The 15,302-nt window shown below is 48.4% G+C and carries 9 protein-coding genes; 3 read left to right on the top strand and 6 right to left on the bottom strand.

Features of this window, described 5'->3' with window-relative positions; all coding sequences use genetic code 11:
* Positions 1-29 precede the first annotated feature (29 nt).
* The 3 genes from ING2E5A_RS12345 to ING2E5A_RS12335 form a co-directional block, all read right to left on the bottom strand.
* Positions 30-593, bottom strand: a complete 564-nt coding sequence (locus ING2E5A_RS12345) for an RNA polymerase sigma factor (protein WP_071137659.1) — start codon at positions 591-593, stop codon at positions 30-32.
* Positions 594-696: 103 nt separating this feature from the next.
* Entirely contained in the window at positions 697-1,947 is a 1,251-nt protein-coding gene (locus ING2E5A_RS12340) for an outer membrane beta-barrel protein (protein WP_071137658.1), read from the bottom strand.
* A gap of 193 nt (positions 1,948-2,140) precedes the next feature.
* The gene (locus ING2E5A_RS12335; protein WP_071137657.1) at positions 2,141-3,373 is read right to left on the bottom strand and encodes a DUF4998 domain-containing protein; all 1,233 of its coding nucleotides are present in this window, start codon (positions 3,371-3,373) and stop codon (positions 2,141-2,143) included.
* A 215-nt stretch (positions 3,374-3,588) separates the two neighbouring features.
* Here ING2E5A_RS12335 and ING2E5A_RS15765 point away from each other — a divergent pair, with 215 nt between their 5' ends.
* Positions 3,589-5,472: an IS1634 family transposase gene (locus ING2E5A_RS15765; RefSeq protein WP_071135763.1), complete on the top strand. Its 1,884-nt coding sequence runs from the start codon at positions 3,589-3,591 to the stop codon at positions 5,470-5,472.
* Positions 5,473-5,484: 12 nt separating this feature from the next.
* Here ING2E5A_RS15765 and ING2E5A_RS12325 read toward each other — a convergent pair whose 3' ends face one another.
* Genes ING2E5A_RS12325 through ING2E5A_RS12315 form a run of 3 tightly spaced genes read right to left on the bottom strand, consistent with a single transcriptional unit; the run spans position 5,485 to position 12,092 of the window.
* Complete coding sequence (locus ING2E5A_RS12325; RefSeq protein ID WP_071137656.1) at positions 5,485-6,696, bottom strand: DUF4959 domain-containing protein; 1,212 nt, start codon at positions 6,694-6,696, stop codon at positions 5,485-5,487.
* Between the two features lie 18 nt (positions 6,697-6,714).
* Entirely contained in the window at positions 6,715-8,649 is a 1,935-nt protein-coding gene (locus ING2E5A_RS12320; RefSeq protein ID WP_071137655.1) for a RagB/SusD family nutrient uptake outer membrane protein, read from the bottom strand.
* 11 nt (positions 8,650-8,660) lie between these two features.
* The gene (locus ING2E5A_RS12315; protein WP_083373336.1) at positions 8,661-12,092 is read right to left on the bottom strand and encodes a SusC/RagA family TonB-linked outer membrane protein; all 3,432 of its coding nucleotides are present in this window, start codon (positions 12,090-12,092) and stop codon (positions 8,661-8,663) included.
* A 185-nt stretch (positions 12,093-12,277) separates the two neighbouring features.
* Here ING2E5A_RS12315 and ING2E5A_RS12310 point away from each other — a divergent pair, with 185 nt between their 5' ends.
* A complete protein-coding gene (locus ING2E5A_RS12310; RefSeq protein WP_071137654.1) occupies positions 12,278-13,984 on the top strand; it encodes a transposase in 1,707 nt (568 codons plus the stop codon).
* A 30-nt stretch (positions 13,985-14,014) separates the two neighbouring features.
* Positions 14,015-15,295 (top strand): serine hydroxymethyltransferase, encoded by a 1,281-nt coding sequence (gene glyA, locus ING2E5A_RS12305; RefSeq protein WP_071137653.1) that lies wholly within the window; start codon positions 14,015-14,017, stop codon positions 15,293-15,295.
* Positions 15,296-15,302: the final 7 nt, after the last annotated feature.

Here is a 15,302-nt window from a genome sequence, read left to right as displayed (position 1 = left end):
TTCAAATATATGAAAACTTGGAGAGAAATTCAAAAAAATGAAAAGAGGCAGATCGCCTGAGCAGGGAAAATGGAGAAAAGGTTGCTTTCCCTTATCCGCGTTACCGCCTTGCTCATGAGATTGCGGCAGGAGAGGACAGATATCTGCATAAGTGCTGCAATCTCTTCATAACTGTACTCCTGGACATAGCGAAGATAGATGATTTCACGCTGCCTGTCGGTCAGTTGGTTCAATATTTTTTCCACTTTCTGACGTATCTCTTCCCGATCCTCTTCCTCTATCAGATCATCTTCAATGCTTACATTCAACCGGAACGACATCTCATTGCCGCCATCACCGTTGGAGGCAAGTATTCCCGCATGTTCCCTGTTTGACCGGTAGATATCGATGAGTCTGTTTTTAAGTGACCTGAAAAGAAAGAACTTTACGTTCGCTACGTTTTCCAATGAATTGCCATTCGAACAGAGTTTGTAAAAAACATCGTGTATGGCATCCATGGCAACATTTCTGTCAAATCCCCAATGGAGAGCGTAAGCGTATAGCTGATCTATATACTTCTCATAAATTGATTTGACATAGGAGAAATAGGCCATTGATTTGTGGGAATATCATTTTTATAATATGCAAATTAATAAAATAAAGTCAATATAATGAATCCTGTGAGTAATAAATTGTAAATAGAGTTAGTAAAATGATCTATCTCTTGCCCCGATCGCTAAACAATTGGAAAGCATAGGATGCCTTCAAGGCAATTCGTACCAGATTGGAGCTTCGCTTGTAGATGTTCTGCGTAACGTTGGTCGGGGTATAGTAGTCAAACTCCATCCCCAGTGACCGGTAGTTGTATCCGATACCAAACATCGTATGGGAGGAGGCGGAGAACTCTTCCCGGTAGCTATCGCTGAAATCGATATGCGATCCTGATCTAATGATATAGGGCACGAAGGCTGCCTTGACAAAGAGCCGGTTGTTCCTGTCGAGATTCATATAATAATTTATGCCTACCGGGAGTTCCACCGATCTGTAATCTACGGCATAACCGCTGTACATGGGCGGATTCTTCTCGTTGCCAACGGTAATGTTGCCTGTTTTGTATGTCAGGTAGTTGGCTTCGGCAAAAAATGCCCACTTGTATCGGTTGAACGGAAAAATATACTCTGCACCGATTCCGAAACCGATGCTGCTCTCCTTGTCGAAGCGGATCTTCGGGGCTGCATCAATTGTATTCTGTATGTCGAGTGCCATGCTGCCGACACCGATGCCCGGCTTCAACAACAGTATCCCTTTTCTTGTCTGGGCACTCCGGTACAGGGTGTAGCTGCTGTTCCTGCATTTGTGGAACTCTTCAAAATACCTTACCAGCTGTTTTTTCGAGTAGCCGATCCTGTCGGTGCTTTTTTTGCCGTTGCAAGCCAGGTGAAAATCGAGCTGATCCCTGAACATGTTGTTGTACAATATTTGCTGGATGATATTGGGTGAAGTTTCAACCTGATACCTTTTATAAACGAGCGGGACGATATCCGAATCTTCCAGGCTGAAAAAGAAGAGGGGCGTGCCATGGTCATTGTAGGAATATAGCGATGCCAGTTCCCCCTCAAACAGCACGTGGAGGAAAGCGTGTCCCTTTTCCCACTGGGGTACGGTATCTTTGATGCTCTTTATCCGGTCGGGCGACATGTCGATGGATATCAGCGCCCTGATACATTTGAATTCTCCCTCAATGCCAAACTCTTCAACTGTAGACAATTCGATTCTCTGGGTTGTTTTACTCCCCATTAATCGGTATTCAAAATATTGAGTAGACTCTTCATCTCCGCTATTTCTGATGAGGCAGGGAATTTTCTCGTGCCGGTTATTGACGATATATCCCTCTTTGAATTTTTCCTGTGCCGGGGAGAGTAAACAGATAGAGAGCAGGATAGCGGTAAGTATGCCTTTCATTGCCATTGTCGATAGGTTCTACAGGATTATCGGCCCAAATTTAAGGAAATTTGTAAACACGGCAAAAGAAAATTGTACTATTGTTTTTCCCGGTGGCGCACACTTCTGCGCAGGGAGTCAACCGACTACCTGAAAAGAGAACCCGGCAGGTATTGAAAATTGATACCTGCCGGGTTAAGAGATAAGGTCAAGACTGATCTTATCTCACCAAGGTCCCCCAGAGACTGATCTCGGCAAGCAGGATGCGTGGAGCAGCCGCGGGGTTGAAATGTTCAAGACTTCTGAATCGGATATATTGGACAGTTGTATTTGGATCTACCGAATCATTGGGTACAAATTCGAATTCTATCCCGTTGTCGGACAACGCGATGTCCTCTGACGTGGGGAGCTGCCAGGGTGTGGCTATCCCGTTGCCGGATGGTTGGACACATTCAAATCTTCCCAGTAGGATCCAGCTGTCGTCGAGGCTGCCGTCAGGGTTGGGCTCCAGTGATCCGTAGATTTCGAACAGTCTCGGATGTCCCCTGGTCCAGCGGTCGTCGTTGCTTTTCCGCGGCCAGATTCTCATCTTGCTCAGTTTCGCCTTTAACCCCATATCCCAGGTAAAAGTACAAGGTAGCGTCACCGGGTCTACCGAGTGCATAAAGTTGGAGGTGTTGTTGTCCCAGAGGTTCGTCAACGGGTAACTTGCATTCATCCCCATATCGCCTGGCAGACTCAGGCTTCTCCAGGTATTTTTGGGAATCAGTATCACCGGGTCGATCATCTTTTCGCTTGGTGTCGCCTGGAACATATCGATCGCCAGCGAGTCCGGTTTGTGGATGGTGCTGTAAGATAACGGCTCATTCAGGTTAAAGTTGGGGACTACTGTCTCGCTTTCAGCCGGATCAACCTCCATGCTTTGGGGCGCGCCATTTGTGTCGACCCAGTTCACCAAGGTTTCCACCTCGGTATCGCCTGCCACTCCCCAGTTGAGTTTCAAATCCAGCCCATCGTAATAGGTGCTCTTCAGTAACCGGTTAGTCAGCAGGTTTCTGTAATTATCGCCATAGACTGCTCCCAATACCTCGATGGGTATGGATTTGTTGCCTTCGTTGTCATAGGTATGGATCATGAAGGAGTAGGTATTTTCGTCAATCGGGTCGATAATATAGGATACGGTATCCACATCAGCAGGGACAATAAACTCTACCGAGTCGGTATAATTGTTCCAGAATATTCTTGCCGTCTGCACCCTGGGATCAGTACCTCTCAGCCAGGATATCTTTATCCGCTTGTTTCCCGGATATGCAACCGGGTTCTGTGCAGGTCCCGGATATATCAGTCCGTTGGGGACGATGTACTTCTCATAGATGTCGGTCTGACTGTCACAACCGGTGCATACCCCAATGACCACGATAAAGATGATAAACAGTATATTATTCTTCATCATAACTCTTTAGTTTTTCTTAACCCACATTGCAGCACGATTATAAATAGAAGTTAAACTTACCCTCTATTTACGTTAAATCCGCTTGTTTTACGTCTGTTTGCTGACCATAAATTTTTGTATCAGGCTGATATTCAATGTCGGTTTATTTTAAAACACGAATGTAGTCCCCCATTTGATGTTGAAAAAAACGTATCCCTTGATTACTTTTGCGTTGTATGTTTTTCAAGACAAGCATAAAGCAAAAGGATGGGGGCCATGAGTATACCCATTACCGGTTGTGTGAGAGCTACCGGGAAGGCCGCTTCATCCGTAATCGCACGCTGCTCTCTTTGGGTGACCTGGAATCAGTTCTTCCACCTGAAAAGATTCCCTTTCTCTGTCAACGCATCAACCAGGTTTACTTCGAGGGCAAAACATTCATCATCTCATCGCTTCGTGATGACAAGGTGGAAGCCCTGTGCACGAAATACGTGGGACTACTCCATGAAGCGCAAAAGATAGAAAAGGCAAAGAAGAAGGCGGCTGGTATCGAGCAAGTGTACATTGACAGGACAACGAACAGTGATATCCGGGAGGTTGGTGGCGAATGGCTTTGTCTTCAAGCTTGCCGCCAATTGCTCCTGCCGGAGTATTTAGAGACTTTCGGCTGGGAGAAACAAGATATCGCCCTTGCTTTAACCCAGATCATCGCCCGGGCTGTTTACCCCGCATCGGAGTATAAAACCAGCCGTTGGTTGAAGGAGAACTCGGCGCTTTGTGAACTGACCGGGGTTGATCCTTCGGCCATCACCAAAGATAAGCTTTACCAGATGGCTCACCGGCTTTATGGTGAGAAGGATGGCTTGGAACGTCATTTTTCTAACCGCACGAACGATCTTTTTTCCTTGGATGACAAGATTATCATCTATGATTTAACAAATACCTATTTTGAGGGAACCATGCGAGAGAGTCGGATAGCTAAGTTCGGGCGCAGCAAGGAAAAGCGTAACGATACCAGACTGGTGGTGCTGGCTGTGGTGGTCAACCCGGAAGGTTTCCTGAAGGAGTCACAAATCTTTGAAGGCAACATGACTGATCCTGAAAGCCTGCAATATATTCTTGACAAGATGAAATCCCATAGGGGGAGATCCGATAAAAAGCAGGTGGTGGTCATGGATGCCGGCATCGCCACGAATGATAACCTGAAGATATTGAAAGAGGAATCCTTCGACTACATCTGTGTCTCACGGGGTAAACTCAAAGAATACCGTGCAACAAGCCTTTCCCCTGTGGAAATACGGGATAAATCCAACCAGCTCATCGAGATCAGTCAGGTAGAAGTGGATGGCGAAAGTGACAGCTTCTACAAGGTGAAGAGCTATAGCAAGGGTCTCAAGGAAGCGTCCATGGAAAACCGTTTCACGCGGGCCTTTGAATGTGGACTGAGCCAGGCAGCCGAAGCCCTGAAAAAGAAAGGAGGCACCAAAAAGCTTGAAAAGGTGTGGGAACGCATCGGCCGGCTAAAGGAAAAATACCCTTCGGTACACCGCCTGTATCAGATCCATGTGGAGCCCGACGAAAGGGGGATTCATGCCACATCCATATCCTGGGAGAGAATCGAGGCAAAGAGCGAATCAAGACATGGGGAATACTTCTTGCGTACTTCCCTGTCGGTACATGGAGAGGAGATCACCTGGCTGATTTACAACACTATAAGAGAAGTAGAGTCGACGTTTCGTTGCCTGAAGACTGATCTGAACCTGCGTCCCGTGTTTCATAAAACGGATGAGGCGACAATGGCTCATCTTCACCTCGGGCTGTTGGCCTACCAGCTGGTAAGCACGATCCGTTTCAAACTGAAACAATTTGGGATTACCCATGAGTGGAGAGAGATTGTCCGGATCATGAACACGCAGAAAATGGTGACAACGCACATGGTAAATACCGATGAAGAGTGTGTGTCGATTAGAAAATGTTCACTCCCTGAATCCAAAGTAAGAATCATATATAAGGTGTTGGGATACGATGAAAAACCATTTATCAGGAAAAAATCTGTAGTCCCCCAATTGAACCTTGAAAAAAATATATACGCAGGGATACAGGGAATTAGCTCCGGTTAGCTGCAATGTGGGTTAATTTACAATTTCTCCCCAAAAACTCAATTCCACGATATGGACGGTAGAAAATGAGGCGTTGGCATAGGTTGATATGGTCCTGAAGCGGATATACCTGACCGGTGTAAATGGATTTGGGGCAAAATCGGTGACGCCAAATTCAAATTCGATCCCGGCATCCGCAAAAGCGATATCTTCCTGTGTAATTTGTGTTCCGGGGCCAGATGGCTTCACACATTCGAATCGACCGAGCGGTATCCAGCTGTCGTCCATCTCGCCGGAAGGATTGGGCGAAGTGGATCCCCAGATTTCGAATACCTTTGCATGGCCTCGTTTCCATCTGTCGTCGGCATGACCCCTTGGCCAATATTTCAGGCGGCTCAATTTGACGGTTCTTCCCAGGTCCCAGGTCAGCGTATGAGGAAGCATCTGGGTTTCCATGCCGTGGAAGCCGTCAACGCCATACTCCTCATCCCATATTCTTGTAATCGGGTAGCTGGCATTTACCGGAGGAATATCGCCAGGCAGCGTGTAGTCTCTCCAGGTTACTTTGGGTATGAACTCCTCAAACCAGGGTGTCACAGTAGCGGTTACGGTATCGGAGTAGTTACCCCACCGGTCCCTGATATACATGGAGAACTCATGCTCCACCGGATCCAGACCGTCAACACCGCGATAGGTGAAAGTCCCTTTTGGCATGGAGGTGTAATAGGTGATCAATTCGCTCTTGTATCCCAGATTGGCCGTGTCTGCCATCAATACGATGGCGAGGCTTGCTTTCTCAGGATTTTCGAAGTCAATGGCCACACCGCCAAAGGTATCCCTGAACCTTTTGGTTGCCAGTTGCACTGGAGCTGTTGTAGGATTAATCTGAACGACTACTGGTGCAGACTCTTTCTCATTTTTGCCTACAGAGAAGAGCTTGACATTGTACGTATCTGGAACGCCAAACCCTTCCAGAACCAGTGAATCCTTGTAGAACGACGACTTTGTCTCCCTGATCACACCCGGCTTAATCTCATATTCAGCACGTACATAGAGCAGGTTTCTGTCTTCGGGCAATGTGTATTTCAAAACGGCACCTCCCGGTCTGTTTATTACGACGACATCTTTTACCTGTCCCGGAGCAGGAGCCGACATGTCGATAAAGTCAATGCGCCCCTCTTCCTTGCAACCGGTCCAGATAACTGAGACAAGAAAAATTACGGTATATAGTATTTTACTCTTCATGATGTGAAAATTTAGTAGTTACCATCCAATGTTTTGTACCAGGTTTGGATTCGCCTCGATATCGCTGGTCCTGATAGGCCAGAAATAGTCACGGATACCGAACTTCTGCTCTGCAAGAAGCTGCGGTTGATACATCATCCGGTTGACCTCCTCTTCCGTACCGTCGATGGTTGATACCATCATGTTCCAACCCTTCAACGGAGTGTGGTATTCGCTGGGAGCCGTTTTCCACCTGCGGATATCCCAGAAGCGGTGGCCTTCGAACGCAAGCTCGATCAATCTTTCCGTTTGAATGATCTCCCGCATTCCTGCCTGCGTGGTATACTTCTGATTGTTGGTATAGTTGTCCCACGACTCCTTCACTCCCTGCAGCCCCGCCCGGGCACGAACCAGGTCGATGTAGTGGAACAGGTCGGCACTGTTTGCACCAGCAGGGCCTTCGGCTTCATTGATAGCTTCGGCATATAGCAGGTAGAGGTCGCTCAGCCGCATGATGGGCCATGCATAGCTGGGTGATGATATATTATTGATTGCATTCAGCTGGGCTTCGTAGGGGATGTATTTTTTTGGTATATAGCCAGTCCAGTTCCCCTGCCCTTCGGTACCGTCTGTTTCACCGATCTTGAATGCAAGGTACCGCAATGAGGATGGATCCTTATCGTTGTACTGTCCGGCACCGAACCAGACTCCTCCATCAAAGCCCACCCAGGCATAGAATCGAGGTTCACGGTCGAAATGCATGTCCACGGTGGTTCGCCCCTGCCTTATGTAAAGCCTATCCTTGGATGTGGCCGTTCTCAGGTTGTAAAGATCCCCGATGTTTCTGTTCTTGTCCTCATCCAATGGAACACCATTCTCCGTGTAGAACATCTCGGCAATTTTGATCGGCATGCCGAGCCATTTACAGATGTCGTTACTGTTGATATAGTCCGGATTCAGTTTTGGCATGGAAGCATGAATCATCCCTCCGCTGGTCGGAATCGAGATCATTTGCGTGTTTGCCCAGATTATCTCGCTGTTTGACCTGAGATTGAATGCATTGCGGAGAGTGATATTCAATACCGTAGTATCGTTGTATCTTTTAGCTGCATCCTCATATTTGTAGAGCATCATCCCTGCCTCGTGACAGATATCGATGGCCTCCTTGCAGGCCTTCATTGCCGCTTCCCATTTCTCCGGTTTGAATGTCGTATCGAAGAGCGGTGTGCCATCATGGTTTTTCAAGGTGGCCTGATCGTTGTTGCCATTGAACAGGGGACTTGCAGCAGTTACCAGTACTTTAGCCTTTAGCGAAAGAGCTATCGGTTTGGTAATGCGTCCGTAGTCGCTTGCCGGGTCAAGCACGAATGTGGGGAGCATATCCCCCTCGGTGGCTTCATCCAGCAACTCCACGATATAGTCAAAACACTCATCCACCGGATCACGTTCCACCTTGACCGCGTAGACATCTGCATCTACCGGCATGTTTTCACGGATCAATGGAACCGGACCATACATCTGCACCAGGCTGAAGTGGTAATAGGCTTTCAATACCTTGGCCTCTGCGGTCCATTGTTCCCGTTCCCAGGCCTGTAGATCGGGGACCTTGTCGACATTCTCCAGGAATGTGTTGCAGACGCGCAGCGCCTGGTACATGTTGTTCCATCTAGGAAGCACGGGGTTGGTCGCATTCTGGTTCCCTTCACTTATATCGAGACCGGCAAGCGAGAACCGGTTGGAGAAGTGGGTCGTCTTTCGGGTCCAGATATCATCTCCTCCCAGCGTCGCAGGGTCGGCGGACCCACCGTTTTTCGGCATGTAGGAGTAGCAGGTTGCCAGATATTTCAGCGCCTGTGTTCTTGAATTGAATGCCATATCCAGGGTGGCAACACCGTCGGGTACAACATCCAGCCAATCGCTGCAGGTAGACAGCGTCATTATTGCGACAAATAGAAGAACGATATGTTTTTTCATATTGCTAATCCTCAATTAAAAGTTAAGTTTAAACCGAAGTTAATTACCCTCTGAATGGGATAGCCCAGACCATTGCCGGCCATCTCCACATCCCACATCTTGAACTTGCTGAATAGCAAAAGGTTGGTTCCGCTGACGTAGAATCGGAGGTTGTTCATTCCGACCTTGTCGGTCACCCGTTTGGGGATGGTATAACCGAACTCAAGCTGCTTGAGTCTCAAGAAAGCGGCGTTGCGCATAAACCAGGTACTTGTCGCGGTGTTGTTTGAGATCAGTGTCGTGCTCAATCTTGGCCAGAGGGCATACACATCCTGATTCTCTTCAGACCAGTAACTGTTGGCATATGCCTTGAGAATCTGGGCATCGTTGATGAAAGGGGCCGTATTGGCTGCATCGATCCAGAACGATTGCCGGCCCGCACCCTGGAAGAATGTGGAGAAATCGAATCCTTTAAATCCTACAGATATTCCGAACCCGTAAACGATCTCCGGAACTGTGGGATATCCGATGGGTACCCTGTCGGCCTCGGTGATTTTGCCGTCCCGGTTAACATCCAGATATTTGATATCTCCACCACCATATTGGGATGTGCCAATGTATTGAGGTGGCGAACTGGCTGCTTCTTCATCATCTACAAAGAGCCGTTCTGCAATATAGCCTGTTACCTGATTCAGCGACAGGCCTACACGCGACCGCCAGGGTTCCTTGTACTCCGGTTCTTCATATATGTCGTACTGGCTGGTGGCATAGGTGAAATTTGCACGAGCCGACGTCCAGAAGTCCTTGTTCCAGCTCTTCTGGTATTCCAGCATCATGTCCACGCCCTTGCCTGACGCTTCCCCCACGTTTGCCCTTGGGGTTGCGGTAAGTCCCATAGTGGTTGGAATACTGGAACGGGTCATCAGGATATTCGACCTTCTTTCGGTAAAATACTCGGTAACAAGACTCAGCTCGTTCCATAATCCCAACTCGAGGGCAAAGTTCTGCTTGTACGATTTTTCCCAGGAGATATAGGGGTTGGCGTAGCGATTGATGGTAATGCCATTGTATCTCGTGTTGTACTCCTGACCAAATGTGGCACCTCTTCCACCGTCGTTCATGTTCACTTCGGAGAGGTAGAAGAAACGGTCATAGGCAGTACCGATCTGGTCATTACCGATCAGCCCGTAGGAGTAGCGCAGTTTCAAGTTGTTGACGACAGGTTTCAAGTCTACCCAGAACCCTTCGTTTGAGATAAGCCAGGCGGCACCTGCCGACGGGAAGAAGCCAAATCGGTTATTCTTGTCAAAACGTTCGCTTCCGTTATACCCGAAGTTGAATTCTGCAAAATAGCGAGAGTCATATGAATAGGTTGCACGACCCGACAGTCCGAGGTTCCTGGATGGAAGAGAGAGTTGAAGGGACCCTTCATTGGCATTCAGGGTTTCCCGTGCCTGGAATACCAGCAGGTTACTGATGCTGTGTTTCCCGAACTCACGGTTGTAATTGAGACTCCCTTCAAAATAGAAGGTGGAGTTCTGTTTCCTGTCATCGTTCAATTCATAATATGCCAGATACTCGGTGCCGATTTGGGTCTCGAACAGTTTGTAATCACCGTTCAGCCTGTTATAGGTACTGATCTCATAGTAGAAGGGATTGTATGACCTGTTCACCCCGAATTGAGAGAGGCGACTGACATTCATCATTGCTCTTGCGGATAACCCCTTGGTAATGAAATCCAGCTCCTGTTTCAATTCCAGCTGCGCCAGAATCTGTGAACGCGATTTCTCCTTGTAACCCCGTACCATTTCTGCATAAGGGTTGATCTTGCTGTTGTTGTAGTTGCCGAAGAGAATGTGGTTGGAATATTTGAAATCATTGTCGGTTGGGTAGTAAGCAGGAAACAGTACCGGATTGGAGTGTGCCATCAGGTTATACATGTCTGTTTCACCACGCAACGGACCTTTGTACTCTTCAAAGTTTGCACTCAAACGGACAATCAGTTCCGTCGTAGGCATGATGTTGATGTTGACGTTTGAACGCAGGTCGAAGTTGTTGATCGCAATATTGTTGTTGAAGTTGTTGCGCTTGTCCACCTTCAGGATACCATTGTCACGGTTGTACGAGCCGGCAACGTAGTAACGGGCGACACCGCCTCCACCGCTGACGTTCAGATTCATGCGCTGGTTCATGGTATAATCCTTGAACAACATCTCTTTCCAGTCGTTAGCAGGATAGATGAGCGGATATTTGCCAGCTTCGGTCATTTCGATCTTCTCCTGTGAATAGAGGATCGTTCCCAGCGGATCGCGCGTGAGGATCGCTTCGTTATGCATTTTCATGTAGGTGACCGGGTCGGCAAACTCTATAGTCTGGGTTGGAGCCGAGACGGAATTCTCGAAACGGAACGAGATCTTTGCAGGTCCTTCAACCCCCTGTTTTGTAGTAACCAGAATAACCCCATTTGCGCCGCGTGCCCCGTACAGGGCGGTTGCCGTTGCATCCTTCAGTATGGAGAAACTTTGAATGTCGTCGGGACGAAGCCGGGCAAGATCGGTTGAGGTGAGCTCAACGCCATCGATCAAAATCAGCGGGTTGGTATTGGTTCCGAAAGTGGTTATACCGCGTACGAAGAAGTCGGCATTGTCCTGACCGGGTTCACCGCTTCGCTGATAGGCAATTACGCCGGCCATATTGCCAGCAAGTACCGTGGTGAGGTTGCTTGTCGGAGTTTTTAAATCTTTCGGGTTCACGGTAGTGATAGCCCCGATTACGCTCTCTTTCTTCTGTTTTCCGAATGCAACGACAGTCACCTCCTCCAGTTCCATCTTTTTTTCACTCATCTGGACATTGATCACAGTCTGATTCAAAACATCTACAATCTGGCTCTCCATCCCCAAGAAGGCAAAGACCAGCTTGTCGGTCGGCCTGGCTTCGATGGAGTAGGTTCCATCATTATCGGTTATTACACCTTTTGTGGTTCCTACAATTGTAATCGTGACCCCGGGCAATGGATCTCCCAGTTCATCAACCACCTTGCCCCGGATGATGTTTTGCTGTTGTCTGATATCTTCCGGTCTCTCGATGAGGGCTCTTTTCTCTTCTGATTCATACACGACAATCTGTTTATCCAGGATGCGATAGTCGAGTGTTGTATTTGAGAAGAGAGCGTCCAGCAGTTCCGTCACATCTTTTGAACTGACCTCGATGTTTACCTTCTTCTCAACCAACTTCTCACAGTTATCCGAAAAAACAAAAATGTAGTCACTCTTTTTTTCAATCTCCCTACAGACCTCCTTTATCGAAATTGTAGAGGACTTGATGTTGAATCCTTGAGAATAACTGTTTGATGCCGAGGAAAACAAGATACAGAAAAACAAGAAAAATAGTGTTATCCTCATGATTTTCAAACAATTTTTTAAATTATTGAGAGGGTCTTTCCCCCCAATAGATCGTTTATTCATATCTTTGTGCGTTTTTAATTATTGAGTCCGCTCCGAAAAGTCGGAGGGATAATTTTAGTTTATAATTTTTCCTGTTCATAACCTTTTATTCACCGGGTGATTTTCACCCTGAAAAATCTCCTTGAAATATTCGCGTATGTAATTATTATTCATTATCTTAGCGGTGTATTTAAACTCGTTACAACATGTTTAAGAAATCAGATTCCCATAGTCAATTAGACCTGTTTTCATCGCCAACGGAGTACTTCAGGGGCTCCAAGAAGAAGGAATACCTGAAAGATGGCTCCTGGCATAACCTGTTTCGCAAAGAGGTCGTGATGCGCGTTGACGAGAATATATTCAGCGTGCTCTATTCCGAGGGTAACGGCGCGCCCAACGCTTCGATACGCGTACTGGTCGGGATGATGATCCTGAAGGAGGGCCAGGGATGGAGCGACAGGCAGCTGTTTTCCGAATGCGGGTACAACCTTTTGACTCGAAGCGCGCTGGGACTCATGTCCCTCGAGGACGCCGAGCCGGTCCCGTCCACCTATTACCTTTTCCGCCGTAACCTGGTTGAACACGAGAAGGAACACGGCGTGGACCTGTTCAAGGAGTGCCAGTCGCGAATCACCCGCGACCAGGCCCTCGAGTTCAACGTGGAAGGCAAGCGGGTGCGCATGGACAGCAAGCTGGTCGGCAGCAACATCGCCTGGTACTCCCGGTACGAGTTGATCCACGAGACCCTTCGCCTGTTCATCGCTGAAAGAGAGGAGCATATCTTCAAAAGAAGCCTTTCCAAAGAGATGTTCTCCCTTATCGAGAGCATCCGGGGCGAAACGGGAAACAAGGTGGTCTACCGCAGCACGAAGGAGGAGGTGGACGCCCGTTTCTTGGAGTTGGGCAAACTAATGTACCTGTTTATCAACCTCTTCAAGAAGCATGACTATGGACAGTACGGGACCCTTAAAGCGGTCTTCGAGCAGCAATACACCGTCAGCCGGGAAAAGGTCGTCCTCCCGCTCGAGAAGGAAAAGGTGAGCGCCAAGTCCATCCAGTCGCCCCACGACACCGACTGCCACTACCGCGACAAGGACGGCAACAAGGTCAAGGGGTACTCGGTGAACATCACCGAGACATGCGATCAGGAACGTGACGGTCAAGAGGCGGCGTTGAACCTGATCACCGACACGCGGGTAAAGGAGGTTTCAGCCCCGGACAACGGTTTCTTTCAGCAAGCCCTGGAACAGACACGGGAAGTAATAACCGGCGAGATCGAGAAGGTGCATGCCGACGGGGCTTACAACAGTGCCGAGAACCGGGAGTACTGCCAAGGCGATGAAAGCGGCATCGACATGGTGATCACCGCCATACAGGGAGCGATGCCGAGATATGACATCCGCCCGGATGAAGACGACGATAACAACCTGATAGTGACAGATAACAAGACGGGGGAATTAGTACAATCGTACCCGGTAAAACCCCGGGGAGACAAGACGAAAAGGAAATGGAGTATCAAGACCGGTGAAAGGAAATACCGCTACTTCGACGAGGACAACCTCAGGGTTGCCGACTTGCGACGGAAACTAAAGGATATCCCCCCGGGGGAATCCTGCCTCAGGAATAATGTCGAGGCAACCATCTTCCAGCTTGGCTACCATTACCCGGATGACAAGAGCCGTTACAGGACACTTGCCAAGCACAAGCTATGGGCTTACTCCCGCTCGTTGTGGATAAACTTCGTCAGGATAGTAAATTACACGACGCGAACATGTCAAAGAGCACTTTCGGGGCAAAAAACGCCCCGGTATATATCTAATTTATGTTTCAATATGTATATTATTGTAAACAAGTTTATTTTCAACAAGAACAATCAAAACTGTCCGGCGAAATCGCTTTTTTCAGCAATTTGAGAAAAAGAGGTTTTCAGAGCGGACTCATAGATGAAACGAGACACACAGATTTTCGAAATTATCGAACAGGAAAAATTACGTCAGTTAAAGGGAATAGAACTTATCGCTTCGGAGAACTTCGTAAGTGATCAGGTGATGCAGGCAATGGGGTCCGTCCTTACCAACAAGTATGCCGAAGGTTATCCGGGCAGGCGTTACTACGGCGGTTGCGAGGTGGTGGATTTAGGTGAGCAATTGGCTATCGACCGCCTGAAGAAGTTGTTCAATGCCGAGTGGGCCAATGTGCAACCGCACTCGGGTGCACAGGCAAATGCAGCCGTTTTTCTGGCTTGCCTGAAAGCGGGAGACAAGTTCCTCGGACTCAACCTTTCGCACGGTGGACACCTTTCACACGGTTCACCGGTAAACTTTTCCGGTTTGATGTTTCAGGCACTGGAATACAACGTCCGGGAGGACAATCAGCAAGTGGATTACGACCAATTGGAATCGGTTGCGCGTGCCGAACGCCCAAAACTGATCATCGCCGGAGCATCAGCCTATTCGCGTGAATGGGATTATGCCCGTATCCGCAAAATCGCCGATGAAATCAAGGCCCTGTTCATGGTGGATATGGCGCATCCTGCCGGACTGATCGCCGCCGGATTGCTGGACAACCCGTTAAAATATGCGCACATAGTAACCTCTACTACCCACAAAACGCTTCGCGGCCCGCGCGGAGGCATTATTTTAATGGGACAGGATTTCGAGAACCCGTGGGGGTTAAAAACGCCGAAGGGAGAAGTGAAAATGATGTCGGCACTGTTGGATTCGGCCGTTTTTCCGGGAATGCAGGGAGGTCCGCTGGAACACGTCATTGCTTCCAAAGCCGTGTCGTTTGGCGAAGCGTTGGATCCCGAGTTCAAAACCTACCAGGCACAGGTGAAAAGGAATGCAGCCGTTATGGCCCAGGCATTTGCGGATAAAGGTTACAAAGTAGTGTCGGGAGGTACGGACAACCACATTGTTTTGGTGGATTTGCGGACGAAGTTCCCTGCGCTGACCGGAAAAGTGGCGGAGAAAGTGCTTGTGGAAGCCGATATCACGACCAACAAAAACATGGTCCCGTTCGATAGCCGCAGCCCGTTCCAGACCTCCGGATTGCGTTTTGGAACACCGGCAATCACGACCCGTGGAGCGAAAGAATCGCTGATGGGTGATATTGTGGAAATGATCGACACGGTGCTTGCCGACGTGGAAAACGACAAGACAATAGCATCGGTTCGTGAAAAGGTGAATGCTACTATGAAGCAATTCCCGTTGTTCGCGTGGTAGAATTGCA

This window comes from Petrimonas mucosa (assembly GCF_900095795.1).
In the GTDB taxonomy this organism is placed as follows: Bacteria; Bacteroidota; Bacteroidia; order Bacteroidales; family Dysgonomonadaceae; genus Petrimonas; species Petrimonas mucosa.
The sequence above is the reverse complement of the archived record's forward strand: the minus strand, read 5'-3'. Positions and strand labels throughout refer to the sequence as shown.

Excerpts from the sequence above, each read along its gene's own strand:
- ING2E5A_RS12345 (WP_071137659.1), bottom strand. The coding sequence starts at position 593 with ATGGCCTATTTCTCCTATGTCAAATCAATTTATGAGAAGTATATAGAT.
- ING2E5A_RS12340 (WP_071137658.1), bottom strand. The coding sequence starts at position 1,947 with ATGGCAATGAAAGGCATACTTACCGCTATCCTGCTCTCTATCTGTTTA.
- ING2E5A_RS12335 (WP_071137657.1), bottom strand. The coding sequence starts at position 3,373 with ATGATGAAGAATAATATACTGTTTATCATCTTTATCGTGGTCATTGGG.
- ING2E5A_RS15765 (WP_071135763.1), top strand. The coding sequence starts at position 3,589 with ATGTTTTTCAAGACAAGCATAAAGCAAAAGGATGGGGGCCATGAGTAT.
- ING2E5A_RS12325 (WP_071137656.1), bottom strand. The coding sequence starts at position 6,696 with ATGAAGAGTAAAATACTATATACCGTAATTTTTCTTGTCTCAGTTATC.
- ING2E5A_RS12320 (WP_071137655.1), bottom strand. The coding sequence starts at position 8,649 with ATGAAAAAACATATCGTTCTTCTATTTGTCGCAATAATGACGCTGTCT.
- ING2E5A_RS12315 (WP_083373336.1), bottom strand. The coding sequence starts at position 12,092 with ATGAATAAACGATCTATTGGGGGGAAAGACCCTCTCAATAATTTAAAA.
- ING2E5A_RS12310 (WP_071137654.1), top strand. The coding sequence starts at position 12,278 with ATGTTTAAGAAATCAGATTCCCATAGTCAATTAGACCTGTTTTCATCG.
- glyA (WP_071137653.1), top strand. The coding sequence starts at position 14,015 with ATGAAACGAGACACACAGATTTTCGAAATTATCGAACAGGAAAAATTA.